This is a genomic window from Saccharothrix sp. ST-888, assembly GCF_000955975.1.
Classification (GTDB): Bacteria; Actinomycetota; Actinomycetes; order Streptomycetales; family Streptomycetaceae; genus Kitasatospora.
This window is the reverse complement of the sequence record NZ_JYJF01000027.1, coordinates 15385-41305: the sequence shown is the minus strand read 5'-3', so window position 1 is coordinate 41305 and position 25921 is coordinate 15385. Positions and strand designations below refer to the sequence as shown.

The window sequence follows — 25921 nt, the reverse complement described above, 5'->3', positions numbered from 1 at the left end:
GACTTGCCCACTCAAAGTAGTCGATCAATCGCAATGGGTAAGGTTGTGGACCAATGACCCAACTGCGGCCCGCCCGACCGAGGCAGGCCGGGAGGGAGGGGGAGCGATGACCGACTCCATCAGCGTGGATCCGCACGGCCTGGCGAAGGTCGGCCGACAGAGCCGGGAGGTCGCGGCCGCCATGCCCACCGAGATCGTCCGGATCCAGGGGCCGTCCGACGAGGCGGCCGCCGCGCTGCGCGGGTGGCGTACGCAGGAGGCACTCACCCGCTGCACCCAGGCCTGGACGGACTGCCTGCGCGCGCTGGCCGCCGAAGTGGACGCCAACGGCGCCAACATGATCGCCACAGCCGACAACTACGCCGCTGCCGACAGTTCGGTGCACAGCAGCATGTCGTACGCGGGCGCGGTCGGCGGGGGACGCTGATGGTCGACTTCGCCGCGTTGCACGACGCCCGCCCGGCCGGGCTGGGAGCGGCGGCCGACGCCTACGACGCACTCGGGCGGGCCAACTCGGCCCACCACGAGGCGATCAAGGAGGGCGTCCGCTGGATCGTCCACGGCGGCAACTGGACCGGATCGGCGGCCGAGGCGGCGACCCGGGCGCTGGAGCGGACCGACGGCCGCCTCGACGGCTCCCACACCGCGATGCAGGGGATGGGGATCCTGCTCCGCGACGCCGCCGAGGCCTTCGAACTGGCCCAGGCCAAACTGCTGGAGGCCGTCGAGGAGGCGGGCCGCGCCGGGTTCCCGGTCGGGGCCGACGGCGCGATCGACTGCCCGCAGCCGGGCGAAGCCGACCGGCACGACCCCGACTACGCCGCGCTCGGCGCTCCTCGGCAGGCCCAGGCACGGGCGCTGGTGGTCCGCATCGACGGCGCGCTCGCCGAGGCCGACGCCGCCGACCGGCAGGTCGCCTCGCTACTGGACCGGCTGGCGGAGGGCGCGCGCTCCGGCTTCGGCGTCAACCGGGACGCGGCCGCCACCCGGCTGGACAGCATCAACAGCCTCGGCCGGAAGCTCATCGGCGCCGGATGGCCGGCCGACGACGCCTCGCCCGAACAGGTGCACAGCTGGTGGCAGGGCCTCACCCCGGCCGAACAGCGGAAGCTGATCGCCGACCACCCCGACCTGCTGGGCAACCGCGACGGCATCCCGAGCGCCGTCCGCGACCAGGCCAACCGCATCATGCTGCCCCGGCTGCTCGACGCGTACCGGCACAAGCCGCAGCCGCTCTCCCCGGCGGACCAGCAGAAGCTCGACGGCTTCGATGCGATCCGCAAGCGCCTGGCCGGCGAGCTCCCCGACGGCGGCGGTCCGGGCAGCGACCCGCCACTGCTGCTGATCGGTCTCGGTGAGCAGGGCCAGGGGCGTGCCGTCCTCAGCTGGGGAGATCCCGACACCGCGCGGCACGTCTCCGCCCTCGTCCCGGGCCTCAACAGCACCCTCGCCGGTGCGGCCGGCGGCGACACGGCGACCGCCCTGCGGATCCGCCAGGCTGCGGGCGGCGAGGCCACCGCGACCGCCTCGATGATCTGGCTCGGCTACGACGCACCGCTGCTGGACGGTGCCTCCGTCCTCACCAAGGACCGGGCGGTGGACGGAGCAGCCTCGTACGACCGGTTCCTGTCCGGTCTGCGCAGTACCCACCAGGGGGCCGCTCCGGCCCATGTCACGGCGGTCGGGCACAGTTACGGCTCTCTCCTGGTCGGCCAGGCGGCGCAGCGCCCCGGCGGCATCCCGGCCGACGACGTGGTCCTGGTCGGCAGTCCCGGCATCGGTGCCGACCATGCCTCGCAGCTGAGCGTCGGTGCCGGCCACGTCTACGTCGGGTCGGCGATGACGGACCCGGTGAGCCGCCTGCCCTCGAGTACCGACGCCGTCGCCACGGGCCTGGGCGCGGGCGCGCTCGGACCGGTCGGCGCCGGGGCGGGGCACCGGGTCGACCCGCGCGGTCTGTGGTTCGGCCAGGACCCGGCCGGAGCGGAGTTCGGCGCCCACCGGTTCAAGGTCGACGACGGCACGCCGACCGACTCCCACGACAACTACTTCGGCAAGAACGGCAAGGGCGGCGATTCGCTGGCCAACATCGGCAGGATCGTCGGCGGCCACCCCGACCAGATCACCCGTGAGGACGGCCGGTGACGGTCCGCCGGAACGCCCGCGACCGGCCGAGGCGTACCTGGGCCTCGCCGGTCGCCGCCCTGGCGCTCCTGTTCTGCGGCGCCTTCCTGTGCTGCGCCGGCTGCTCATCGAACCCGCCGCCCGTGGTGAAACTCGACACCGCCCACGACCGGTTGGAGAGCCTCTTCGGCGACACCTCGGCCGCCGTACAGCCCGCAGTCCAGTGGACCGATACGGCGTACATCAGCTTTCCCGGCCTCTCCGGGCTCTGCGGCACCCAGGGGTGCCGCAGGACCGGCCGGGCCGAGCTCCAGGGCACCCGCTGGATCAGGACCCGGGTCTCGGCCGCCCGTCACACCGTCCTGCTCGACCAGGTGGCCCGGGTCTGGACCGAACGCGGCTACCCGGTCGAGCGCCGGGACCACGAGGTCGTCGCACGGGCCTCCGGCCGCACGGCGCGGCTGTGGTGGATGGACGCCGCCACCGGGTGCGTCAGGCTGGAGACCTCGGTGGCCGATGTCGAGGACACCGGCGGGGCGGACGGAATCGAGACCCGCCCGTTCGGGCGGAGTGGTGACGACGGCCGGAGCTGCGCCTCCGTGACGGATCCCTACTGGTCCGGCTGAACCCGCTCCCGCACGGCCGGACCCACCGTCACCTCGGGCAGCACAGGTCGGATCCGACGTGAGCCCGTGCGCCCCTGCGTGCCCCGCATATGCCGAATTAGGCTCTACTTACCGGGCCGAGGTCCGGGGTAGACCTTCTGCACGACCCTCGGAAGCCGAACCTCGCGCGAAGGACTGACCGCCATGCCGCGCCCAACACCTGCCCAGTTCTGCACCGGCACCCTGATCGTCGTCGTCACCACCGTGGCGCTGCTCGCCGTGTCGGGGGCGACGGCGGCGCCGGCGGTCACGGCGCTGGTCGCCCTCGCCGTGGTGCTCGGCGTACTCGCGACGGCACTGCTGATGGCCGCCGACCGGCGGCGGCAGTCGGCCGCCCGCCAGGCCGCCGACCGGCGCCGGTCCGAGCCGCGACCGGCCGCACAGCCCACCGCACCGGAGTACGCCCGCCAGCGCTGACGGCCTTGGCTCGGCCGCACGGGGTCAGGCGGTCGAGACGACGACCGTCTTGGCCGCCTTGTCGTGGATGCACTGCCGGTAGGGCTTGTCGAACACCCCGAACAGGCCGTTGATGGGCCACCAGAGCAGCCCGCAGCAGACCAGCGCGGGCACGACGAAGACGGCCGCCCGGGTCCACCCGGCCGCGCCGGTCGGGCTGCTCCCGTCGATGAGCATCGCGACCCGCACCTTCATGAGCTTCTTGCCGACGGTCTGGCCGTCGCGGCTCAGCATGATGCCCTCGTAGACCAGGTACATCGCGTACCCGAGCCAGGTCGCGCCGACGTAGCCGTCCTGCTTGCCCAGATTGGCGAACGGCAGCACGATCAGCACGGCGATGATCTGGATCCCGATGTAGTCGATCAGCTTGGCGACGATCCGGTTGGGCCAGCTGCCCAGCGGCGGCATCCCGGGCACCGGCCCGGGGCCCGGGGCTGCACCGGGGCCCGGCGCGTGCGGCGGACCGTAGCTCGGCGGCGGCGCCCCGTACTGCTCGCCGTAGCTGCCCGGGGTGTCGTACGGGCTGCCCGACGGCCGGGGCGGGGAACCGTACGGGTCCGCGCCGGGGGTGCCCGCGCCGGGCTGCGGCGGGGGTGTGCCGTACGGGTCGGACGGGGCGCCCGGTGTGCCCTCCGCCGGGTGCTGCTGCTTGTCGAAGGAGGGCTTGCCGCCCCCCTCCGGCTCTGGGCCTGCGGGGTCGTGGGTGCTCATGATTCCGAGTAGAACACCGCCATTACTACGATGTTGGGACATTTAGGCCGTTTTGGTATATCAAGCCGAACGGTGACCGCCCCTCAGGAGCGCACCACCCTGGTACGGGCGGCCCGGTCCTGCCAGCCGCGCCGCGCGGCCGGGTCGAAGAGCGGCGACAGCAGCCCGACCACCGAGAGCACGGAGATCTGCCTGACGATCCATCGGAGCAGCGACCGCCCGAACGTGGGCGGTCCGGCCGGTCCACCGGTCGGACCGGCGCCCCGGGCCGGAGCGGTCACCCGGACCACCTTGATCCTCATCAGCCGCTTGCCCAGGGTCTGACCGGTGCGGGCGGTCGGGATCACCTCGTACAGCACACCCGCCAGCACCAGCAGGCCGAGCAGCGCCCCTGCCTTGCCGACCACCACCGCATCCAGCAGCCAGACGTCCACCTCGTGGTGCGTCAGCCGGGCGACGAGCTTGGCGTGCTCCAGCGTGTCCTGCATGTGGGTGACGGCCGAGGAGATCAAGGGGACCCCCGCGCCCACCCCGATCATCGCGACCACCACGCTGTCGAAGAGCCGGGCGGCCAGTCGGCGCCCCAGGGCCGCCGGTCGCACCGGGCGCGACGGACGCGACGGGCGTGCCGCACGGGCAGCCGGCTTGCGAGCGGCAGCCCCGCGCGGCGCCGGGGACACCGGCTGCGGCTTCCGAGGCGGAACGGCTGCCGGTGCCGGTGCTGCAACCGCAGCCGGAACAGCCACGGGGGCCGGGGCGGGAGCGGAAGCCTCGGACGGGTTAGGCCGCGCAGGGAGGGAACCCCAGGACACCCGGTGCACTGCGTCCGCCGGCTCCACCGCCACGCGCACCGGCTTCGGCTCCGGCAGGGGTTCCGGCACGGGCACGCGAGCGGGCGCCACCTCGAGCTGGGGCTCGGGCTCGGACGGCTCGGGAGCGGCTACCGGGGCGGACGCGGCTTCGAAGACCGGTACGGGGGCAGGCGCAGGCGCAGACGCCGCAGATTCGGCCGCCGAACGCCTCCGCAGCTCCAGTTCCAGCTCCGCCTCGGGAGCGAGCACGAAGGAGGCGCCACCGGAGGTCTGGTCGAAGAAGAGCGGTCCGGTCTCGCCGATCGTGGCTTCAACGGCGGGAGCGGCAGCCGAGTCGGGCACCGGAGCGGCCACCGGGTCAGGCACCGGAACGGACGGTGGTGGTACGTAGCGGGCAGCGGGCGGCGGAGCCTGGCGGGCGGCGAAACGCGGGGGTTCCAGGACCTCGCCCTCCCCGGGCGCGGGCCTGCTGGTGCCGGGCACCCACGACGTCCCACCCCAGTAGCGGACGAAACCCGGAATGGAGGGGTCGGGGTAGTAGCCCGGCGTCGGGTCGACGGCGGTGTCCGCGCCGCCGACGAAAGGCCGGTCCGTCATGTGGTTCTTCTTTCGTTGCAGCGCCGGGAGACAGCGGAGCAGAGGACTGCGGGGCAGGAGAACTACGGGCAAGCAGACTGCGGGCGGGAGCACAGCGGAGCAGAGGGTGCCGCTGGGGCATCAGCGCAGCAGCGCAGGGCGGGCTCGGACGAGCCGCCGCAGCGCGCGGCGGACAGTCGTCAGGCAGTCACAAAGGGTAGTACTTCCGCGCCGTGGCGGCGGGCAGTTGGGAAATCCCGGAACTTCCGCGAAAAGTGTGTAAGACCTTCCACCCGGCGTGCTCTCTTCCGGTGAAGGGGCTCGGACACGGCCCCGAGGACACGAGAGGAAGCCGGTCATGGACAGGTCCACCACCGTCGTCGAGCAGGAACTCGAACTCAGCCTGGTGCTCTCCCCGGAGCGCAGCATCCCCGTCCCGGCCCGGTTGTCGTACAGCAGCGACGACCCGTTCGCCGTGCACATCACCTTTCACCTGGACAGCGGAACGCCCGTGACCTGGGTGTTCGCCCGTGAGCTGCTGGTCGAGGGGACCTTCAGGGCGTGCGGGCGCGGGGACGTCCGGGTCTGGCCGACGAGGTCGGAGCGGCGGAGCGTGCTGTGCCTGGCGCTGACCTCCCCGGCGGGGGACGCCCTGCTGGAGGCACCGCTGCCGACGGTGGCGGCGTGGCTGGAGCGGGCGCACCGACTGGTCCCGCCGGGCGCCGAACTCTCGACGCTCGACCTTGACAACTCGCTCGCCGAGCTGCTCGCGTGATCAGCCGCAACCCCCACGAGCGCCTCCTGGGGCTTCAGCGTGCCGCGGGGGCCCGCTGACGCCCGGGGCGGTCCTGGAAACGCCCTCGGGGCACGAGAAACCGCATGGGAAACCGCACAGCAACCGCACCGGCAACAGCGCGGGCACCCACGCACCTGTACGGAGTAGCCCGCGCGGTTCCCCGTGTCGCTGGGGAACTACCTGCCGTCCGCGGACACCCCGGCCGGGCGGCGAGCCGCGGCGCTGTCGGTCCGCTGCAGCGGCACCCGGACCAGCGGCGCCCCGGCCGCCCGGCGGCGGGACCGCACCCGCAGTGCGGAGACCGCCAGGAAGCCGAGCCCGAGCAGCGGGTACACGTCGGCCGGGATCTGGTGCAGGTACGGCATGAAGCGGTCCCGGTCGCCCTTGTGCGGGACGACCCACATCGCGAAGGAGAGGAAGCCGAACAGCGTCGCTCCGAAGATCCACCGCCAGCGGGCGCGCCGGATCGCGACCGGGCGGGAGCGCTCGTGCGCCGCCTCGGCCGCGAGCAGCACCAGCATCGGGACGCACCACACCCAGTGGTGGGTCCAGCTGATCGGCGAGACGAGGACCGCCGTGACGGCGGCCGTGCACACGCCCCAGGCCTCGGAGCGGGGCAGCCAGCGCTGGCTGCGGTGCGCCCAGGCGGCGATGGCCAGCCCGGCGAGGGCGACCAGGCCGCCGACCAGGGTGGCGGTGGTACCGGGGTCCGCGGTGTGCATCAGCCGGGCGACGGCGCCGCGGATCGACTGGTTGTCGACGATCTCGGTCTTGCCGACCCGGGAGGAGTCGTAGAGGTACTTGGTCCAGAACCCGTACGTGGCGTCGGGCAGGACGAGCGCGCCGATCGCGAAGGTGCCGAGGAAGGTGAGGCCGGCCACGATGGCGGCCCGGATCCGGCCGGTGATCAGCAGGTAGACGGCGAACAGGCCGGGGGTGAGCTTGATACCGGCGGCGATGCCGATGGCGACGCCCTTGCTGCGGCGGCCGTCCGGCCGGGTCAGGTCCCAGAGGATCAGACAGGCGAGGGCCAGGTTGATCTGGCCGTAGCGCAGGTTGGTGAAGACCGGCTCCAGCCACACCCCGAGGCCGGTGACCAGGACGATTCCGACCGGTCGCAGCTCACGACGCGGCCAGCCGGCCAGCTTGAAGGCGAAGTGGGCGAGCAGCGCGAGCAGGACCAGGTTGCCGCCGGTGACCGCGACCCGCAGCAGGCCGACGCCGAGGTAGGCGGTCGGTACGAAGAGCATCGCGGCGAACGGGGGGTAGGTCGCGGGCAGGTTCCACTGGGTGACCCGGAGCGCGTACAGGTCCCGGCCGTGGGCGACGGCGGCGCCCTCCGCGCGGTAGACGATCATGTCCACCATCGAGGTGCCGACGAAGTGCCGGACGATCGCGTAGGCGAGCAGCGAGAACAGGGCCGCACCGGTCGCCTTGGCCAGCGGTCGGCGCGGAGCCTCGCGCAGCGCGCGGACGGGGGCGGCGAGGGCGTCGCGGACCGTGCGGGCGTGCGGCGGCTCCGCCGGGGCAGAGCCGTCCCGGCCGGGCTGCCGCCGGGGCACCCGCTGCTGCTCCTGCACCACTGCCACGTTCCGCTCCGTCCACCGGTCGACCAGCTAGCGACATTACCTGACGGAGTCGGGGGTGCCTCCGGCTCGCGGCGGCACCCCCGGCTTCCGCTCGGCCGGCGGACGGGCGGAGACCTGGGCTCAGCCGGTGTAGGCGCCGAGGGCCCGGGTGAAGTCCAGCGGCTGCTGGACGATGCTGCTGCAGCTCGCGTCGGCGTACGGCTTCGCGCCGCCCGCGCACGCCTTGTCGCGGGTGCCGGACCACATCGAGAGCCAGGCCAGGTGCTTGCCGGCGGCGAAGTCGGCGAGCTGCTTGGCGTCGGCGACCGTGAAGACCTCGCTGGCGACGTCGTTGACGCCGATCATCGGAGTGACCGCGACCTTCGCCCAGGCGGCGGTGTCGCCGAGGCCGAGCACGCTCTTGACCTGGGCCTGGGTGGCGGTGGCGGCGGCGATCGCGTAGGTGCCCATCCGGCCGTTCGGGTTGGGGGCCACGCCGTCGCCGAAGTCCATCGCCATGATGTTGACGGCGCCGATCGAGACACCGTTGCTCTTGGCGTCGGCGAGCAGGTTGATGCCGTCCTGGGTCAGGCCGCTGGGCAGCGCGGGCAGGGTGAAGGAGACGTCCAGCGGACGGCCCTTGGCGGCGGCCTTCTGCTGGAGCTGCGCGACGGCCTGGGCGCGGCGGGTGTTGGCGGCGGTGTCGGCGAGCGCGCCGCCCTCGATGTCGAAGTCCAGTTTGGTGAGGCCGTACGTGTCCACGGCCTTCTGGTACGCGGCGGTCAGGTCGGCCGTCGAGGAGCAGACGGTGGCGAGCTCACTGCCGTTGGCACCGCCGAAGGAGACCCGGACGTCGCCGCCGATCCCGCGCAGCGCACCGATCTGCGCCGCCACGGCGTCGGCCGACAGGTCGCTGACGCCGCCCCACTTGGGGGTGCAGCCGCCGCCGGAGACGACGAAGGCGAGGTTGAAGTTCTTCACCCCGCCGGCCTTCGCGGTGGCGACCAGGTCGTAGGGCGGGTAGAGCGAGGTGTCCACGTACGGGGCGAAGCGCGCGGCACCGGCCGGTGCACCCGTCGGCGTCGAGGTCGGTGCCGGGGTGGAGGTAGGTGTGCCGCTCGGGGTCGGCCGGGGCGAGGTCGGGCGGCCGGAGGGCACGGGGGTCGGTCCGGTGCCCGCCGTGCAGGAGGCGTTGTTGATCAGGCAGTTGCCCGGCTCGGCCTGGGCCGCGCCGGAGCCCTGGACCACGAAGCCCACCTCGACCGTCTTCCCGGGGTCGATCCGCTTGTTCCAGGACTGCGGCTTGACGGTGATGTGCTGCCCGGCGGCCGTGAAGGTGGCGTTCCAGAGCGAGTCGATCCGCGCGCCGGACGGCAGGTCGAAGCTGAGCGTCCAGTCGTCGATCGCCGTGCCGCCGGGGTTGGTCACCAGGTACTGGCCGGTGTAGCCGCTCTCCCAGGTGCTGCTCCGGCTGTACGCGGCGCCGACCGAGGCCGCGCTCGCGGAGGAGGCGAGCGCCAGCACACCGCCCGCGACGAGGGCGGCCGCGAGCGCAGACGCCCCGACGACCGTGCCCTTCCGGCTCCTCCGATGGCTTCCCGAACGCCGGCTCCGCTGGGACGTCATAGCCCGTGCACCTCCGCAAAACGACCGATCGACCGGAGCTCCCCGGCCCCGACCCCGCCGACGCTAACGGCGTCCCCACCCCCGATCGGCCCACCTCAGCCAGCCGAACGCCTCTGTTAGGACGCCCTTAAGGAAGTCCGCCCCGGACGGTGTCAGGCGCGCCTGCGGGCGGGGCGGCGGCGCGCCGGACGGGACGGGCTGCCGTCCGGATGGGTCTGCAGGCGGAGGCGGAGTTCGGCGCCGCCGAGCACGGCCGAGCGGCCGAGGGCCAGGTCGCCGCCGGTGCCCTCGGCGAGTTTGCGGACGATGTCGAGGCCGAGGCCGGTGGAGCCCTCGCCGCCCTGCCCCTCGCCTCGGCGGAGGGCGACGACGGGGTCGGCGAAGCCCGGTCCGGCGTCCCCGACCAGGACGATGACCGAGGTCCCGGTCGCCAGGACGTCCACCGAGAAGGCGGTGCCGACCGAGGTGTGCCGGAAGACGTTGCCGAGCAGCGCGTCCACGGCGGCGGCGAGATCGGTGCGCTGGACGGGTACCGGCGCCGGTCCCTCCGCCCCGGCCAGCTGCCAGCGGCGGCCCTCGTCCTCGGCCAGCGCGGACCAGAAGCCGACCCGTTCGCGGATCACCTCGGCGGCGTCGCAGCCGACCCCGACCGCCGGCACGTCGTCGGGCGTGCGCCGCGCCGAGCGGATGATCTGGTCGACCTCGCGCTCCAGTTGGGCCACCGCGTGCCGGGTGGCGTCGGCGGCGTCGCCCTCGCCGAGTCCGGCGGTGTTGAGGCGGAGCACGGTGAGCGGGGTGCGCAGCCGGTGGGAGAGGTCGGCGGCGAGTTCGCGTTCGGCGGCGAGCAGGTGGACCACCCGGTCGGCCATGGCGTTGAAGGCGTGGGCGGCCTCGCGGAGTTCCTCGGGTGCGCCCTCGACCTGCCGTCCCTCGACCGGGACCCGGACCGCGAGGTTTCCGCCGCCGAGGGAGCGGGCCGCGGCGGCCAGCCGCCGGGCGGAGCCGACGATCCGGGCCCCCATCCGGTCGGCGACCAGGACGGAGATCGCGACCAGGCCGAGGGCGACCAGCGAGAGCACCAGCCAGGCGGTGCCGACGCCCCGGGTGAGGTCGCCGTCGGCGACGTACACCTCGACCACCGCGATCCGGCCGCCCTCCACCGCGACGGCCTGGAGCAGCGCGAAGCCGCCGGGGACGGGCACGGTGAAGGACCGGGCCGGGGCGCTGCCGGAGGTCCGGCCGGGGAGGTCGGCCCGGCCGGCCGCGGTGGAGACGGAGAGCCGGTCGGCCCGGGCGGTGCCGACCACGGCGTCCGTACCGTTCGTGGCGGGCAGGTGGACCGCCACCCGGTCGCGGGCTCCGGCGTCGGTGCTGGCCAGGGCGCGCGCGATGGCGTCCCGGTCGGTGGTGATGGCCAGGGCGGGGGCGAGTGCGGCGGCCTGGCGTTCGGCGGCGGTGAAGGCCCGGTCCCTGGCGGTCTGCTGGACCATCAGGCCGAGCGGGATCAGGAAGGCGAGGGCGACCATGGTGGTGCCGGCGACGGCGGCCTTGATCAGCGCCCAGCGCAGCGAGTGCCCGCTGCGCGGCCCCCGGTCGGCCCTGCCCCGCGCGGCCTGCCCCCGTGTGTCCTGCCTCCGGTCCTCGTGCCGCCGGCCGGCCGATGCACCGGCGCGGGTCATGTGGGGTCCCCTGACGGCGCCTCCAGCCGGACGCCCACGCCGCGCACGGTGTGCAGGTAACGCGGTTTGGACGCGGTCTCACCGAGCTTGCGGCGCAGCCAGGAGAGGTGGACGTCGATGGTCTGGTCGCCGCCGTACGTCTGGCGCCAGACCTCGGCCAGGATCTCCTTGCGCGGGACCACCACGCCGGGCCGGGCGGCGAGGAAGGCGAGCAGGTCGAACTCGCGGCGGGTGAGGTCGAGCGGCCGCCCGTCCAGGACGGCCTCGCGGCGCTGGGCGTCGACGGCCAGCCCGCCGACCCGCAGGACCTGCGCCACCGGCGCGCTGCCGCCGCCGAACCTGCGCAGCACGGCGGTCATCCGGGCCGTCAGATGCTCGACGGAGAACGGCTTGACGAGGTAGTCGTCGGCGCCGTCGTTGAGCAGCCGGACGATCTCGGCCTCGTCGTCGCGGGCGGTGGAGATGATCACCGGCACGTTGGTGAGTCCCCGGATCATCTTCAGGGCCTCGCCGCCGTCCAGGTCCGGCAGGCCGAGGTCGAGGATCACCAGGTCGCAGCCGACCTGGGCGACCTCGCGGAGTGCCTCCAGCGCGGTGCCGACACTGCGGACGGCGTGGCCCGAGTCGGCCAGGTGTCGGATGAGGGCGGAGCGTACGAAGGGGTCGTCCTCGACCACGAGCACTGTTGCCATGGGGCTGCACGGTACGCCATTCGTGTCACGTGGTCTGTACCTCAGGGGCGGGGTACGGCCTTTGGCAGGTTCTCCGTCGACTTCCGGGCCCCGCCCGCCCGGGGCACCGGGCCGACGGGGCCCGGGATGCGGCAGGATGTGCTCGCGATGCGGAACGGACTGGTACAACTCACCGCCTGGGTGGCGGCCACTTCGGCGGCGGTGGCGCTGTCCTGGCTCGGTGTGCACGCGGTCCTGGCGGACGCCGCCTTCGAGCAGCCGCGGGCGGTACCGCTGCCGTCGCCCGGTGGACGGGCTGCTGACGCCCCGCCGACTCCGCAGGCGGAGCCGGCCACCATCGGGACGGCCGCCTCGGCCCGTCCCGCCGACCCGTCGTCCGGATCGCCCGCACCGACCGCGTCGCCCGAACCCCGGTCTCCGTCGCCGAGCACAGGCACGGGCACGGGCAGCAGGCCGTCGGCGGACTCCTCGGTGCGCAGCTGTCTCGTCCCGGGCGGGCGGGTGGCCCTGGGGATGGAGCCGGACCGGGCCGAACTGGTCTCGGCGGCGCCGGAACCGGGCTGGCAGATGCAGGTCTGGCGTCAGGAGGGCTGGCTGCGGGTGGACTTCACCCAGGGCAGCAAGGTCAATTCGGTCTTCGTCACCTGGAACGGCCATCCGCCGGAGGTCCAGACGGTGGTGCGCTAGGCGTTCCCGGCGGGGAGGGCGCCGCGTGGCGGCAGCACGTCCGTGGGCGGCGGGACGTAGCCGGGCAGGAAGAGGCCCGCGTAGCCGGTGCGTTCGACCAGGATGTGCCGGGCGGGGCCGTCGGTTCCGAGCACGGCGAGCACCACCGTGCCGTAGCGGTCGCTGAGTTCGTACGGCTCGGTGACCGGGGTGGCGCCGCGGTCCACGGCGTAGTCGTAGACCGCGTAGGCGTCGGGCACCTCGATGACCAGGTCGAGGATGGTGTCGCCGTGCGCGGCGACGTGGTCGGCGATGCGGTGGCCGTGGTCGGTGATCGGCTGGACGGCGGAGGTGACGACGAAGCGGGCGCCGCCGGACTCCAGGACGTAGGAGGCGGTCTCCGGGTTGCCGGTCTCGGGCCCCGAGTAGGCGGTGCACCGCATGGCCAGCGCGACGCTGTAGTAGTGGGCCGTTCTGCGGGCGTCGCCGACGGCGAGCACGACCGCGTCGGTGCGCCGGGCCGGGACGAAGATGTCGGTCAAGAGCGCCTCCCGGTCCCGATCCCGGTCCCGTGGCGCGGTGTGGGGGGCCCGCGCCACGGGGCTGTGCAGGGAGCGTGGCCCCCATCACACCGATACGCAACTGTTCCGATTCATCCTGGGCAAGCTGCGCGGCGGCGCCGGAAAATGGCAGTCCCAGCTGGACAGATTGCCCACCGGACGGAGCCCGCCGTGCACTCCCTCAACGACGCCATCGACGCGCTCGACGGAAAGCTGATCAGACTACTCAGCGAGGAACCGAGAATCGGGGTGCTGGAGTGCTCACGCCGCCTCCAGGTGGCCAGGGGGACCGTCCAGGCGCGGCTCGACCGCCTGCAGGCACGCGGGGTGATCGGCGGCTTCGGACCGCAGGTGGACCCGGCGGCGCTGGGGTACCCGGTGACGGCCTTCGCCACGCTGGAGATCTCGCAGGGCCAGGGAGTCGACGTACGGGCGCATCTGGCCTCGGTGCCCGAGGTGCTGGAGCTGCACACCATCACCGGGCAGGGGGACATGCTGGTCCGGATCGTGGCCCGCTCCAACGGCGATCTGCAGCGGGTGATCGACCGGGTGGTGGGCTTCGAGGGGATCGTCCGGGCGTCGACGGCGATCGCGCTGGAGAACCCCGTGCCCTACCGGATCCTGCCGCTGGTCGAGCAGGCCGCCCGGGAGTAGGCGGCCCCGTCCCGTCCCGGGCTCAGCAGCTGGGGACCGAACCGCCGGTCTTCAGCGCGTTCAGCGCGGCCACCGCGTCGGACAGCGTCTTGACCGGGACCAGCCGCAGGCCGGCCGGGGTGTTCACCTTGGCGTCCGAGCACTCGGCCGTCGGCACCAGGAAGACCGTGGCGCCGTCCCGGGCGGCGGCCTGCGTCTTCAGCGACACGCCGCCGACCGCGCCGACGTTGCCCTGGTCGTCGATGGTGCCGGTGCCCGCGATCACCTTGCCGCCGGACAGGTCGCCGCCCTTGCCGTCGCCGGCCAGCTTGTCGATGATCCCGAGCGCGAGCAGCTGACCGGCGCTCGGGCCGCCGATGTCACCGAGGTCCACCCGGACCTTGACCTTCTCCGGGGACAGGTGCAGGTAGTTCAGCGCCGCCACGGTCGCACTGTCCTGGGACTGCGACATCTGCTGCTGGGTCACCTGCTCGGCCTTGGCCGGGTTCTCCTGCGGATAGACCGCCTCGGACGGCAGCACCGCCTCGTTCTGGTTCAGCCAGGAGTCGAGCGCCGTCCGGAGGCTGAGCCGCTCGCCGGGGCTGGTCGCCGAGATGGTGACCATCCGCAGCTGGCCGACGGTCGGCCGGGTCGGCGCGCCGGTGACGGTCAGCACCGGATTGCCCTGGTAGCCGCCGAGGACGTCCGCCGTGGTGCCCGGCATGGTCCGGGTGAACGGCAGCGGGGTGAAGGCCGCCGTCCCCAGCAGCGCACCGACCAGCACGCCGCAGAGGGCGAGGGCGCGGGTCTTCGGGGCGGTCAGGGCTGCGCGCAGCTTCGCATGGGACACACCGGCATCCAAACACACCCGGCCCCGGACGCGTACCCTGCCATGCGCCCGCCGCGGCCCCGGGGCGGGGAGTGCGCCGCCCGGGGGCGGTGCCTACCGCAGGGCGTCCGCGACCTCGGTCGCCGCCTCGACCACGCGGGGGCCGACCCGTTCGGGCACCAGCCCGTTGAGCATCACCACGCCCACACTGCCCTCGATCCCGCTCAGTCCGAGCAGGGCGGCGGCCGCGCCGCTCGCGCCGGACTGCTCGTCCGCCCGGGTGACGACGAAGCCCTGGTCGGGGCGGCGCTGGCCGGGGAAGGTCCGGGCCTCCAGGATCGCCCGGCCGGCCGCGCTCTCGGTCAGCGGGTGGCGCAGCCCGGTCCGGTAGGCGACGTGGAAGTCCGTCCAGCTGGGTTCGACCACGGCCACCGCCAGCGCCTCGTGCCCGTCCACCAGGGTGAGGTGGGCGGTGGCTCCGAGGTCCTCGGCCAGGCTGCGCAGCGCGGGCAGCGCGGCCTCGCGCAGCAGCGGATGGACCCGGTGGGCGAGCCTGAGCACGCCGAGGCCGACTCTGGCCCGGCCGCCGATGTCCCGGCGGACCAGGCCGTGCTGTTCCAGGGTGGCCAGCAGCCGGTAGACCACGGTCCGGTTGACCGCGAGCCGGGCGGCAAGTTCGGTGACGGTCAGGCCGCGTTCGGAGTCGGCAAGAAGTTTCAGGACCCGTACCCCTCGGTCCAGCGTCTGGGACGTCTCGGCGGTCACGCGCACATTCCTTTCTGCGGCGGTGGCCGACGGTCTCCGGGAAGGGCGGAGTACCGGGCGGGGCGCCGGGAGCGAGGGTGGAGGTGTTGCGCGCAGGAATGGGTGTCCGCGCTTGAGCGGTGCGTCGGCGTCATCGACGAGCGCACGACCGTGCGGTGCGCGCCTCCGGTGGGTGGACCGTCGAGCGGGCGTTGGGCAGACCGTAATGAAGGAGGACCTACTGGGGAAGAGTTTGTCCAAAATCCGGGAAGGTTTTCGGGCGTCCCACGCACCGATACGGGGCAAGCCCGGCATTTCCCTACCGTATTGTCGATTGTCAGTTCGATAGGTCTCCGGTCTCCGGACACTCCCAGGAACTGTCAGCCGACTCGCAGCAGCCCCTCGCGCAGCGCCAGCGCCACGGCGGCCCCTCGGCTCTCGACGCCCAACTTGGCGTAGATGTTGGTGAGATGGCTCTTCGCGGTCGCCTCGCTGATGAACAGCCGGGCCGAGATCTGCCGGTTGGAGAGCCCGTCCACCAGGAGGCGCAGCACCTCGGCCTCCCGGCGGGAGAGCGCGGGGATGCCGCCGCGCATCCGCCGCAGCAGCCGGTCGACCGCCACCGGCCCCAGGACCGACTCGCCGCGCGCCGCCGCCCGGACCGCGGAGACCAGGGCGTCGGCGCCGACGTCCTTGCCGAGGAAGCCCATCGCCCCGGCATCCAGGGCGGCGAAGACCTCCTGGGCGGCGCCGTACGCGCTGAAGACCAGGACCACCGGCGCGTCCGGCTGCCCGGCCAGCCGCTCGATCAGCTCCACACCCTGGAGCGGTCCCGACCCGAGGTTGAGGTCGAGCAGCACCACGTCGGGGGCGTCCTCGGCGGGCGAGTCCGCCAGCAGGCGCAGCGCCGGGTCGACGCCGTCGGCCTCGCCGACCACCCGCAGGTCGGGCTGGTCCTCCAGCATCACCCGGACCCCGAGCCGCAGCGCCGGGTGGTCGTCGACCACCAGCACGCGGACGACCTCTCCGCCCACCAGTCCGACCCCCGTCCAGGCGCCGCCGCGCCGTGCAGCTCGGCTCGGAGGGATGCGATTCGAGTGCGCCGTCCTCGCCGGGAGCCCCAAGTATGACAGGGGAAGTTGATCATCCGACAAAAGGTCTGTACCACTGCCGAATTGAGCGTAACCACCGCTCCGGGCGCCGCCGTTCACCCGCGCTCCGCGCACCCCGGTCGCAGAACTCCACCGTCAGGGTGGTGCCGCCGCCCGGTGCCGAGTCCAGGGTCAGCCGCCCGCCGAGCCGCCCGATCCGCTCCTCGGCCCCGGCCAGCCCGAGGCCGCAGCCCGGCCGCCCGTTGGGCGACAGCCCGGCACCGTCGTCCCGGACCAGGACCTGCACCCGGTCGGCCAGGTGGCGCAGTTCGACGGTGACGGCCTGCGCCCCGGCGTGCTGGACCGCGTTGGCGACCGCCTCCTGCACCAGTCGCAGCGCCGCGCTCTCCGCCACCAGGCCGAACCGCCGGGCGGGGCCGGTGATCCGCAGCTCCAGCTCGGGCGCCCGGAGCCCCGCCGCGCAGGGCGGGAGGGCCGGGCCCAGCTCCAGCAGCCGGCGCACGATGTCCAGGTTGCGCCGGGACAGCGCCACGTACTGGGTCAGCGCCGGGACGAGTCCACCGGTGCCCAGCTGCGAGACCGCCACCCCGGCGGTCAGGTCCTGCGCCTGACCGAGGCTCAGCCGTGCGGTGTCCTGCACCGCCGCCAGCCGCTCCCTGGCCTGTGCCAGCTCCGGGACTCCGGCCGGCAGCGCGTGCTCGACGGCGCGGACCAGCAGGGTGATCGCGGCCAGCCCCTGGACCACGGTGTCATGGGCATCCCGGGCGATCCGCTCGCGCTCCTCCAACCGCCCCCGCTCATAGGCGAGTTCGATCGGATCGGCGAGCCCCGGGCCCGATCCGGCGGCCCTCCGGCGCCGGCTTCGCCGACACCCGGCCAGGACGGCGGCACCGGCCAGTCCGGGCAGCAGCACACCCGTCAGTCGCCGCACCAGGCCCCCATAGCATCGACTCACCCCGGTGGCCACCGCCGATCCGACGGTTTCCGCCCACCCCAAACGGCGATTTCCATCCCCGACGGTCGACGGATGCGGCCGTTCGACCAAAGAGGGAATCTGGTCGAGGGGCCGCGCCGAACAAACCGGTCAGCCGGAAAACTTCCATCGACGGGGGACGATATGCGTTTTCGCGAGCAACCGGAAGATCTCGGTCCGCTGGAGCCGGCCACCCGGCGGCGCCTGCACACCCGGCTCGCGATGGACCTGGAGAGCCCGCTCGGCCCCCGCTTCCCGCTCCAGGTGGAGTTCGACTACCGCGAGGACGACCCCCTAGTCGTCCGGCTCACCTTCCCGGTGCCCGGCGACCACCCGGTGACCTGGGCCGTCTCCCGCGAACTGCTGCTGGCCGGCCTCTCCGCGCCGAGCGGCACCGGCGATGTGCAGGTCCGCCCGGCCCCCGGCGGGCTGGTGGAGCTGCACCTGCACTCGACCGTCGGGTCCGCCCTGCTGCTGGCCACGGCGGAGGCCCTGCACGCCGTCCTGCTGCGCACCGGGCAGCTGGTGCCGTTCGGTACGGAGGTCAGCGAGGAGCGCCTGCACCGGGGACTGGAGCGGCTGCTCCGGTCCCCGGCCGGCGAGGGCTGAACACCCGGGCCGCCCCGGCTACTTCGCCCACTCCCGGATCTTGGCGATCCTGGACCTGAGCTGATTGGCCGTCGCCTGCGCGGTGAGCGGGCCACCGCACTGGCGGCGCAGCTCGTTGTGGATGGTGCCGTGCGGCTGGTTGGTGCGGTGGTGCCAGGCGGCGACCAGCGCGTTCAGCTCCTTGCGCAGCTCCCGCAGCTCCTGATGGGTCACCACCGGGCGTTCCTCGGCGGGGAGTTCGAGCAGGTCGGCCTCCTCGGCGGGCTTGGCCTTGCTGCGCTGGATCTGCCGGTGCTGGCGCTTCTGCAGCAGCATGTGCACCTGGTCGGGCTCCAGCAGGCCGGGGATGCCGAGGTAGTCCTCCTCCTCCTCGCTGCCCGGGTGCGCCTGCATGCCGAATTCCATGGCGTTGTAGAGCACCCGGTCGAAGACCGCGTCCGAGCCCAGCGCCTCGTAGCTGAACTCGTCGCCACCGGCCGTGTCGGGGCCGTCGTTGGCCCGCTCGGCCTCGGCGAGCAGGCGGTCCTCCTCGTCGAAGAGGCCCTCCCCCTCCTTCTTCGGCCGGTCCAGCACGTGGTCGCGCTGGAGCTCCATCTCGTTGGCGAAGCCCAGCAGCATCGGCACGGTCGGCAGGAAGACCGAGGCGGTCTCGCCGCGCTTGCGGGCGCGCACGAATCGGCCGACGGCCTGCGCGAAGAACAGCGGGGTGGAGATCGAGGTGGCGTACACCCCGACGCAGAGCCGGGGCACGTCGACGCCCTCGGAGACCATGCGGACCGCGACCATCCAGCGGGAGTCGCCCGCCGCGTAGTCGGAGATCCGCTTGGAGGCCTCGGCCTCGTCGGAGAGGACCAGGGTCACCTTCTCGCCGCTGATCTCGCGGAGCATCTTGGCGTAGGCGCGGGCCACGTTCTGGTCGGTGGCGATCACCAGGCCGCCGGCGTCCGGGATCGCCTTGCGCACCTCGGTGAGCCGCCGGTCGGCCGCCTGCAGCACGCTGGGGATCCACTCGCCCTGCGGCGCGAGCGCGGTGCGCCACGCCTGGGCGATCAGGTCCTTGGTCATCGGCTCGCCGAGCCGGGCCTCCAGCTCGTCACCGGCCTTGGTGCGCCAGCGCATGTTGCCGCTGTACGAGAGGAAGATCACCGGACGGACCACGTGGTCGGCGAGCGCGTGCCCGTAGCCGTAGGTGTAGTCGGCGACCGACTTGCGGATGCCGTCGCTGCCCGCCTCGTACTGGACGAACGGGATCGGATTGGTGTCCGAGCGGAACGGCGTACCGGTCAGCGCGAGCCGACGGGTGGCGGGCTCGAAGGCCTCGAAACAGGCCTCGCCCCAGGACTTGGAGTCACCGGCGTGGTGGATCTCGTCCATGATCACGAGGGTCTTGCGGGCCTCGGTCCGATTGCGGTGCAGCATCGGGTTGACGCCCACGCCCGCGTACGTGACGACGATGCCGTCGTACTCCCGGGAGAGCGGGCCCGAGGAGTAGGCCGGGTCCAGCTTGATGCCGACCCGGGCCGCGGCCTCGGCCCACTGCTTCTTCAGGTGTTCGGTCGGGGCGACGACGGTGACCTGCTGCACCAGGTGGTTGTGCAGCAGGTAGGACGCCAGGGTGAGCGCGAAGGTGGTCTTGCCTGCGCCAGGGGTCGCGACGGCCAGGAAGTCGCGGGGCTGCTTCTCGAGGTACGTGTCCAGCGCCCCCTGCTGCCAGGCCCGGAGCTTGCCGGCGGTACCCCAGGGGGCACGGCCGGGGAAAGCCGGGGACAGGTGGTGCGAGGGAGCTGCGGCTGTCCGGGCGGCACCATGCGGTTCGGCGTCCGAGAACAGCGGGGCCATGGCTGAAGCGGCGGCAGTACTCACGGTCTCCGGAGGGGGGATCGGCGCAGGTCAGGGCCATATAGGCGGCCCCGGCCCGCAGTTGGTCGGCGAGCGGACAACCCGCCCAGCCTACCGGCACTCCCGACTTTCGACCTCCGGCACCCGGCCGTCACACCCCGCTCACAGCCCCCTCGGCCAGCCCCCGCAACCAGCCCGCGAGCACCCCGACATCGGCCAGGACACCCGCCGCGACGGCCACCACCAGCTCGTACGCGGCATCCTGGTCGACCCCCAGCAGATCGACCCCGTGCAGGTCCAGGAAGACGGCCGTGCTCGGCCAGGCGGTGAGGGCGGCGGCAGCGAACAAACCGTCACCATGTGATGCGGATCACTGCCCTCCTTCCGGAAAGCCGAGTAAGGCCGCAGCCCCCTTCCGACTCTCTCTTCTGTGTGCGGGTCGACCCCAGCCCTGCCCCCACCGACCCGCACGCGCCCCACGCCACCGGAAGGAACCCCGTGCCCGCCGCCCTCGAACAGGCCACCCAGGCCCACCTGATCGTCTCCGCGCACCGCTCGGCCCTGCTCAGCGTGAAGCTGCGCTACCACCCGGAGGACCCGCTGGCCGTCCGGATGGTCTTCCCCGCCGAGTACGCGGTGGACGGGACCGACCCGGTTCCCGCAGCGCCCGCCGCCGAGGGCCTGCCGTCGCCGCAGGCGCCGCCCGAGGTCGAGTGGGTCTTCGCCCGCGAGCTGCTCGCGGCCGGCCTCGACCTGCCGTCCGGAGTCGGCGACGTGCACATCCGGCCCGCCCCGGGGCAGCACACCATGGTGGAACTGCGCGCCCCCGAGGGCATCGCCCTGCTCCGGTTCGACTCCGGCGACCTGCGGCGCTTCCTGCGGCACAGCTACTCCGCCGTCCCGGAGGGCGAGGAGTTCCACCACCTGGACCCGGACCGCGCCCTGGCCGAACTCCTCGGCTGACCAGGCACCCGGAGCCGCCCCGGCAGCCGCCGCCCGGGGCATCTCCACCGCCCCGGGCGGCGTCGACTCCCGGCGTGAGCGGCCGCCACCGGAGCCGGCCCGGACTATTGGTCCAGACCAATAGCCATTCTGCGCGATGCGCACCCGCAGGTCACCCCGCCGATCGGCAGGTCAGGACGGACGACGGGCCGCCGCCCGGTCAGCTGCCGGGCAGGCTGCGCACCAGGTGGGCGAAGACCACCACATTAGCTTCGTAGCCCTTCGCCGTGGTGAAGTCGCCGCCGCAGGTGATCAGCCTGAGCTGCGAGTCGGGGGCCGGACCGTACACCTTCGCGTCCGGGAAGTCGTTCTTGGCATAGACCTCGACGGCGTCCACCATGAAGAAGGCGGTGCCCCGGTCCGCACCGGTGATCTCGACCTGGTCGCCCCTGCGCAGGGTGCCGAGGTCGTAGAAGACGGCGGGGCCGTCGTGGGTGTCGACATGTCCGGCCACGACCGCGGTTCCGCGCTGGCCCGGGGTGACGCCGCCGCGGTACCAGCCCGTCAGGTTGCGGTCGGCGGGCGGGGGCGGCTGCAGCCGTCCGGCGGAGTCCAGGCCGAGGCCGGTGACGGGCGCGTCCACCCTGAGCGAGGGGATCCTGATCCGGGTCGGGACGGCCCTGGGGCGGGGCGGGACGAGCATCGCGGGCGAGGTGGCGCTGCCGAAGCCCTGGGAGATACCGGGCAGCGGGGGGAGATGGAGACCGTTGCCACCGTTGATCATCCAGGCGCCGAGCACCAGGGCGGTACTCACCGCCAGCGTCCCCGGCCACGGACTTCTGCCAGGCTGCCCGCCCATCCCTGCTCCTCGCCGTCTCGGTCCGATCCCCGAGCGGCGCGGGCTCCGACCGGCCCATGGCCGTTCGTGCGACGTCCGCACCCGGGGTGGCCCGGCCAGTCAACCGCCCCGGTCCGCGCGGGACATCCGCAATAGCTGGGCCGCGGGCCCGCCGGACGACCGGGCCCGGGACGATGAGTGCAGGTCAGCGTCCTGACCCGGCGTCAGTCGGAGCGCTCGGACCACCCTGGGCCGAACGGGTGAGCGACTCCCGTCCCTCGCCCGCCGAACGGCGCAGCCGGGGCCTGGTCAGGAAGCCCTCGGCGAGCGCGTTGGCCAGTGCGATGGCGGGCAGCTCGGAGGACTTCTCGTACAGCAGGAAGCGCGGCTCCCAGGCCGGCTGGTACTTGGCGTTCGCGCGGTAGAGCGACTCCAGCTGCCACCAGCGGGAGAGGAAGCGCAGCACGGTACGGGAGAGCCGCAGCACCGGCCCCGCGCCGATCCGGGCGCCGTGCTCGAAGACGTACCGGAACATCGCGAAGTTCAGCGAGACCCGGGTGACCGGCAGTTCCCCGGCCGAGGCCCGGGTCAGCAGCTCGGCCACCATGAACTCCACCAGCCCGTTGTCGGACTCCCGGTCACGGCGCATCAGGTCCAGCGAGAGGCCGTGCGCGCCCCACGGGACGAAGCTGAGCAGGGCGCTGGTGCGGTCGTTCTCGTCCCGGCACTCGATCAGCAGGCAGTCCCCGTCGGCCGGGTCGCCGAGCCGGCCGAGTGCCATCGAGAAGCCGCGCTCGGTCCGGCCGTGCCGCCAGGCGTCCGCGAGCCTGGCCAGCGCGGTGAGCTCCTCGGCCGGGATGTCCCGGTGGCGGCGGATCACGGCCCGGTACCCCGCTCTGCGAACGCGCTGGTGGGTCTGCCGGAGCGTCCGCATCGAGCGTCCGGCCAGCGTGAATCCCTCCGCTTCGACCACCGCCTCGTCGCCGAACTCCAGCGCCCGCAGCCCGGCCTCCCGCCGGTAGACGATCCCCGCCTGCTCGCCCGCACCGGTCACCGCGGGCACCCAGGCGTGGTCGCGGACCTCCTCGCGCCAGCGCCCGATCGCCTGCGGCCAGGCCTCCGGATCGCCGACCGGGTCCCCGGAGGCCAGCGCGACGCCGTTGACGACCCGGTAGAGCACCGCCGCCTTGCCCGAGGGCGACCAGCAGACCGACTTGTCGCGGCGCAGCGCGAAGTAGCCGAGCGAGTCCCGGGCGCCGTGCCGCGCCAGCAGGGCGCGCAGCCGCCGCTCGTCCTCGGGCCCCAGGTGCACCCGGCTGCGCGGGGAGCGGAAGAAGACCCGGACGGTGAGCAGCAGTAGCGCCGCGCCGAGAACGTTGACGGTCAGGGCGACCCAGCCGGGCACGTCCAGGTCGGAGTACTCGACGATCCCGGAGAGGGTGACCAGCCGGATCAGGACGTAGACGGCGCTGTCGCCCCAGCCCGGCGCGGCCCCGGCCGAGCCGACCCGGACCAGGGCCGCGCCGATGCCGGTGACGGCGGCCCCGCCGACCAGCAGGACGCCGAGACCGAGCACGAGGTTGCCCCGTTCGCCCCGCACCCGGCAGGCGGGACGGCCGAGCACCAGGGCGGTCAGCACGGCGACGGTGAGCGCGGCCGAGCCCCAGTTGAAGGGGTGCGAGCGGTCCTCGGGCGCGAGGACCAGGGCAAGCGTGCACAGCGCCGTGTACCCGGCGACCACGACGGTCGCGACCATCCAGGCGGCCCGCTTGCGGCGGCGCAGCATCAGCGCGAGCAGCCCGGCGAACAGCGCTGCGGTGAACCCGGCGGTCATCAGCGCCGGGGTGAAGTACTCGCCGGTGTTGGCCCGGTGCACCTGGTTGCGGAACGGTGCGATCAGCCCGGCGGCCAGGTTGAGCAGGGCGGCGATCCGCAGGTACCACTGGGCGAAGCCGATGCAGCGCCCCCGCCAGGCGGGCACCGGGCCCGGCGGGTACGGGAGGGCGGGCACCGGCGCGGGCGGTTCCGGCTGCGGGCCGGGGACGGTCCTGGGCTGCGGGCCGAGGACGACGTCCGGCGCACCAGCCAGCACGTTGTAGAAGGCGACCCTGCCCCGGTCCAGGCGCTGGTGGATCCGGGCGTCCCGGCGCTCGGCGCGCGCCATCCGCTTGGGCCGCGAGCGGTACCGCCAGCGGGCCCACGGGCTGCGCGGCCTGGCCAGCCGGACGGCCCCGACCAGGGCGAGCGGCCAGAGCATCACGCCGAGCAGGCCGGTGTAGATCTTCCCCTTGAACAGGCTGACCACCACCAGGAGCAGCACCAGCACGGCCAGCGCCGACTGGCTCAGCGTCAGCCGTCCGGTGAAGCCGCCCAGCGGCAGCGCGCCGAACAGCAGCAGTCCGATCATCGCCACGGCGATGATCACCGCGTCCACCGACTTGCGGCCCTGCTCGCTCCAGTAGACGTCCTCCAGGTGCAGCACCAGGGCGAACTCGTCCAGTACCAGGCCGCAGCCGATCCCGAAGCCGGTCGCCATCGCCTCGCGCAGCACCCCGCCCTCGCCCCGGATCGTGAAGCCGCCGACCCCGCAGACCAGCATCAGCGCCTGGCCGAACACCACATGGTGGATGTGCAGCCCACCGGGGGTTACATTGCCCGGCCACCAGCTGGTGCCGCGCCGGATCATCCGGACGCTGAAGCGGATGAACAGGAAGGAACCGACCAGCCCGAACAGCAGCAGGAAGAGCGGCTGGCGACCGGCCTCGACGATCCGTTCCCGGTAAGCGTCGAGCACCGACTGCCACATGACGGGCGCACCTCCGGGCCGTACTGAACGCGGCCGCCGCGCTCGGGCGGGCCTGCGGTCCTGCGGGCAACTGGTCCTGTGGGCTCGCTCCGGGGCGGTCGGGGTGCCTGTGCCCCCACCGCCTGGCGCCGCCTCACCCCGGTCCGCCGGCCGTCCGACGGGCAGCTGCTCCGGGCGGGTGAGCCGTCGGCCGCGAACCCGTGGATCACCCTACGCTGCGCCCCGCCTTACCGGGCTGACGGCTCGTCGCATGCGATGCTGTGGGCCGATCCGGCCCGTACCGACGCAGCTCTCGGAGTCTTCCGGACCGCCGACCCCCATGGCCTTCCCCCCTCTGCAGGGGTTCTCCCTGCATGGGCGCCTCCAGGACTGGACGTGATCATGGACGCACTCTCCCGCAGGACCCTGTTGGCCGCCGGCGCCGGCGCCGCAGCCACCCTGGCGGCGGGCTGCGCGAGCTCCGGCGGCGGGTATCCGGCGGCTCCATCCGGCGCCCGCTCGGGCCACCGTCCCAGCGGCACCCCCAAGCCGCCCGCCCCCGTCCTGATCGGGGACGGTTCGACCGCCGACACCGGTCCGCAGCCGCACCAGCCGACGGCCGAGCCGCTCAGGCCGGGCGAGCACCCGCCGCAGTTCGTGGTCTTCTCCTGGGACGGCGCGGGTGAGCTGGACAACCGGCTGTTCAGCCGCTTCCGGGACCTCGCCAAGGAACACAGCGCGTCGATGACCTTCTTCCTCAGCGGCCTCTACCTGCTGCCCGAGTCCAAGCGCGAGCTGTACCACCCGCCGCAGCACCCGGCCGGCGCCAGCGACATCGGCTACCTCAACGACCAGCACATCCACGACACCCTGGAACAGATCGGCGCCGCCTGGCTGGAGGGGCACGAGATCGGCACCCACTTCAACGGGCACTTCTGCGGCACCACCGGCGTCGCCAACTGGTCGCCCGAGGAGTGGGACAGCGAGATCGAGCAGGCGATGGACTTCGTCATGAACTGGAAGACCAACACCGGCTTCACCGACCTGCCCGCCCTGCCCTTCGACTACCGGAAGGAACTGATCGGCGGCCGCACGCCCTGCCTGGAAGGCCAGCGCGGTCTGCTGCCCACGGCGGCCGAGCGCGGCTGGAAGTACGACAGCAGCGGCCCCGGCGGGCTCCAGATCTGGCCGCAGAAGCTCGCGGGCGGGGCACTGTGGGACTTCCCGCTGCAGTCCGTTCCCTTCCCCGGGCACACCTTCCAGGTGCTGTCGATGGACTACAACATCATGTTCAACCAGTCCGGTGCCAACACCAAGGGCGACTCCGGCATGTACCCGGGCTGGCGCACCCAGGCCCGCGACTCCTACCTGGCGGGCTTCGAGCGGGCGTACACCACCAACCGGGCGCCGTTCTACATCGGCAACCACTTCGAGGAGTGGAACGGCGGCATCTACATGGACGCCGTCGAGGACGCCTTCAAGGTGATCGCCCAACGCCCCGACGTACGGCTGGTGTCGTTCCGCCAGCTGGTGCACTGGCTGGAGGCGCAGGACCCCGCGGTGCTGCGCAAGCTGCAGTCACTCGGCCCCGGCGAGGCACCGGCCGGCGGCTGGGAGACCCTTCTCGGCACCCCCAACGCGGCCCCTGCCCCGTCCGCCGCTGCCTCCTCCTGACCCGCTTGCTCA

General features: G+C 73.4%; 25 protein-coding genes. 10 read left to right on the top strand and 15 right to left on the bottom strand.

The window, feature by feature from the left end:
* The first annotated feature begins 106 nt into the window (after positions 1 to 106).
* From UK12_RS36530 to UK12_RS12120, 4 genes are all read left to right on the top strand, one after another.
* Complete coding sequence (locus UK12_RS36530; protein WP_052681820.1) at positions 107 to 427, top strand: type VII secretion target; 321 nt, start codon at positions 107 to 109, stop codon at positions 425 to 427.
* Positions 427 to 2145, top strand: a complete 1719-nt coding sequence (locus UK12_RS12130; protein ID WP_052681819.1) for an alpha/beta hydrolase — start codon at positions 427 to 429, stop codon at positions 2143 to 2145. The genes UK12_RS36530 and UK12_RS12130 overlap by 1 nt, the downstream gene beginning before the upstream one ends.
* Positions 2142 to 2750, top strand: coding sequence for a hypothetical protein (locus UK12_RS12125; protein WP_045302784.1), 609 nt, complete (start codon positions 2142 to 2144; stop codon positions 2748 to 2750). The genes UK12_RS12130 and UK12_RS12125 overlap by 4 nt, the downstream gene beginning before the upstream one ends.
* 183 nt (positions 2751 to 2933) lie before the next feature.
* Positions 2934 to 3206 carry a hypothetical protein gene (locus UK12_RS12120; RefSeq protein WP_045302782.1) on the top strand — a complete coding sequence of 91 codons (273 nt, stop codon included), beginning with the start codon at positions 2934 to 2936 and terminating at the stop codon, positions 3204 to 3206.
* A gap of 24 nt (positions 3207 to 3230) precedes the next feature.
* Here the strand turns inward: UK12_RS12120 and UK12_RS12115 are convergent, their stop codons facing one another.
* A complete protein-coding gene (locus UK12_RS12115) occupies positions 3231 to 3956 on the bottom strand; it encodes an RDD family protein (RefSeq protein WP_045302780.1) in 726 nt (241 codons plus the stop codon).
* Between the two features lie 83 nt (positions 3957 to 4039).
* Complete coding sequence (locus UK12_RS37810) at positions 4040 to 5365, bottom strand: RDD family protein (RefSeq protein WP_082119539.1); 1326 nt, start codon at positions 5363 to 5365, stop codon at positions 4040 to 4042.
* Between the two features lie 337 nt (positions 5366 to 5702).
* On the opposite strand from UK12_RS37810, the gene UK12_RS12105 reads away from it, so the two are divergent.
* Entirely contained in the window at positions 5703 to 6119 is a 417-nt protein-coding gene (locus UK12_RS12105) for an SsgA family sporulation/cell division regulator (RefSeq protein WP_045302774.1), read from the top strand.
* A 197-nt stretch (positions 6120 to 6316) separates the two neighbouring features.
* Here UK12_RS12105 and UK12_RS12100 read toward each other — a convergent pair whose 3' ends face one another.
* The 4 genes from UK12_RS12100 to UK12_RS12085 form a co-directional block, all read right to left on the bottom strand.
* Positions 6317 to 7729: a glycosyltransferase 87 family protein gene (locus UK12_RS12100; RefSeq protein WP_197084779.1), complete on the bottom strand. Its 1413-nt coding sequence runs from the start codon at positions 7727 to 7729 to the stop codon at positions 6317 to 6319.
* Positions 7730 to 7849: 120 nt separating this feature from the next.
* Entirely contained in the window at positions 7850 to 9334 is a 1485-nt protein-coding gene (locus tag UK12_RS44370; protein ID WP_045302772.1) for a cellulose binding domain-containing protein, read from the bottom strand.
* Positions 9335 to 9486: 152 nt separating this feature from the next.
* Positions 9487 to 11013 (bottom strand): sensor histidine kinase, encoded by a 1527-nt coding sequence (locus UK12_RS12090; RefSeq protein WP_231591162.1) that lies wholly within the window; start codon positions 11011 to 11013, stop codon positions 9487 to 9489.
* On the bottom strand, positions 11010 to 11705 hold the full coding sequence (locus UK12_RS12085) for a response regulator transcription factor (RefSeq protein ID WP_082119538.1): 696 nt from the start codon (positions 11703 to 11705) through the stop codon (positions 11010 to 11012). The genes UK12_RS12090 and UK12_RS12085 overlap by 4 nt, the downstream gene beginning before the upstream one ends.
* Before the next feature lie 147 nt (positions 11706 to 11852).
* Here UK12_RS12085 and UK12_RS12080 point away from each other — a divergent pair, with 147 nt between their 5' ends.
* A complete protein-coding gene (locus UK12_RS12080) occupies positions 11853 to 12392 on the top strand; it encodes a hypothetical protein (protein ID WP_045302768.1) in 540 nt (179 codons plus the stop codon).
* On the opposite strand, the gene UK12_RS12075 is transcribed toward UK12_RS12080, so the two are convergent.
* The gene (locus UK12_RS12075) at positions 12389 to 12913 is read right to left on the bottom strand and encodes a VOC family protein (RefSeq protein WP_052681818.1); all 525 of its coding nucleotides are present in this window, start codon (positions 12911 to 12913) and stop codon (positions 12389 to 12391) included. The genes UK12_RS12080 and UK12_RS12075 overlap by 4 nt on opposite strands.
* 189 nt (positions 12914 to 13102) lie before the next feature.
* Here UK12_RS12075 and UK12_RS12070 point away from each other — a divergent pair, with 189 nt between their 5' ends.
* The gene (locus UK12_RS12070; protein WP_045302766.1) at positions 13103 to 13585 is read left to right on the top strand and encodes an Lrp/AsnC family transcriptional regulator; all 483 of its coding nucleotides are present in this window, start codon (positions 13103 to 13105) and stop codon (positions 13583 to 13585) included.
* A 22-nt stretch (positions 13586 to 13607) separates the two neighbouring features.
* Here UK12_RS12070 and UK12_RS12065 read toward each other — a convergent pair whose 3' ends face one another.
* The 4 genes from UK12_RS12065 to UK12_RS12050 all read right to left on the bottom strand — a co-directional run bounded on the left by UK12_RS12065 (position 13608) and on the right by UK12_RS12050 (position 17180).
* The gene (locus UK12_RS12065) at positions 13608 to 14414 is read right to left on the bottom strand and encodes a S16 family serine protease (RefSeq protein ID WP_231591161.1); all 807 of its coding nucleotides are present in this window, start codon (positions 14412 to 14414) and stop codon (positions 13608 to 13610) included.
* A 93-nt stretch (positions 14415 to 14507) separates the two neighbouring features.
* Positions 14508 to 15158: an IclR family transcriptional regulator gene (locus UK12_RS12060; RefSeq protein ID WP_045302764.1), complete on the bottom strand. Its 651-nt coding sequence runs from the start codon at positions 15156 to 15158 to the stop codon at positions 14508 to 14510.
* 359 nt (positions 15159 to 15517) lie between these two features.
* Complete coding sequence (locus UK12_RS12055) at positions 15518 to 16171, bottom strand: response regulator (protein WP_231591160.1); 654 nt, start codon at positions 16169 to 16171, stop codon at positions 15518 to 15520.
* 109 nt (positions 16172 to 16280) lie between these two features.
* Positions 16281 to 17180 carry a sensor histidine kinase gene (locus UK12_RS12050; protein ID WP_156178676.1) on the bottom strand — a complete coding sequence of 300 codons (900 nt, stop codon included), beginning with the start codon at positions 17178 to 17180 and terminating at the stop codon, positions 16281 to 16283.
* Between the two features lie 186 nt (positions 17181 to 17366).
* On the opposite strand from UK12_RS12050, the gene UK12_RS12045 reads away from it, so the two are divergent.
* A complete protein-coding gene (locus UK12_RS12045; RefSeq protein ID WP_156178675.1) occupies positions 17367 to 17831 on the top strand; it encodes an SsgA family sporulation/cell division regulator in 465 nt (154 codons plus the stop codon).
* Between the two features lie 18 nt (positions 17832 to 17849).
* Here the strand turns inward: UK12_RS12045 and UK12_RS12040 are convergent, their stop codons facing one another.
* Positions 17850 to 19670 carry a DEAD/DEAH box helicase gene (locus UK12_RS12040; RefSeq protein WP_045302762.1) on the bottom strand — a complete coding sequence of 607 codons (1821 nt, stop codon included), beginning with the start codon at positions 19668 to 19670 and terminating at the stop codon, positions 17850 to 17852.
* Positions 19671 to 19821: 151 nt separating this feature from the next.
* Entirely contained in the window at positions 19822 to 20019 is a 198-nt protein-coding gene (locus tag UK12_RS12035; protein ID WP_045302760.1) for a hypothetical protein, read from the bottom strand.
* Between the two features lie 149 nt (positions 20020 to 20168).
* Here UK12_RS12035 and UK12_RS44365 point away from each other — a divergent pair, with 149 nt between their 5' ends.
* Entirely contained in the window at positions 20169 to 20633 is a 465-nt protein-coding gene (locus UK12_RS44365) for an SsgA family sporulation/cell division regulator (protein ID WP_045302756.1), read from the top strand.
* Positions 20634 to 20832: 199 nt separating this feature from the next.
* On the opposite strand, the gene UK12_RS12025 is transcribed toward UK12_RS44365, so the two are convergent.
* Both UK12_RS12025 and UK12_RS43185 read right to left on the bottom strand, forming a co-directional pair.
* Positions 20833 to 21426, bottom strand: coding sequence for a class F sortase (locus tag UK12_RS12025; protein WP_231591159.1), 594 nt, complete (start codon positions 21424 to 21426; stop codon positions 20833 to 20835).
* Between the two features lie 229 nt (positions 21427 to 21655).
* Positions 21656 to 24256, bottom strand: a complete 2601-nt coding sequence (locus tag UK12_RS43185) for a phosphatidylglycerol lysyltransferase domain-containing protein (RefSeq protein ID WP_063838244.1) — start codon at positions 24254 to 24256, stop codon at positions 21656 to 21658.
* 381 nt (positions 24257 to 24637) lie between these two features.
* On the opposite strand from UK12_RS43185, the gene UK12_RS12015 reads away from it, so the two are divergent.
* The gene (locus UK12_RS12015; RefSeq protein WP_045302844.1) at positions 24638 to 25909 is read left to right on the top strand and encodes a lipoprotein; all 1272 of its coding nucleotides are present in this window, start codon (positions 24638 to 24640) and stop codon (positions 25907 to 25909) included.
* Positions 25910 to 25921: the final 12 nt, after the last annotated feature.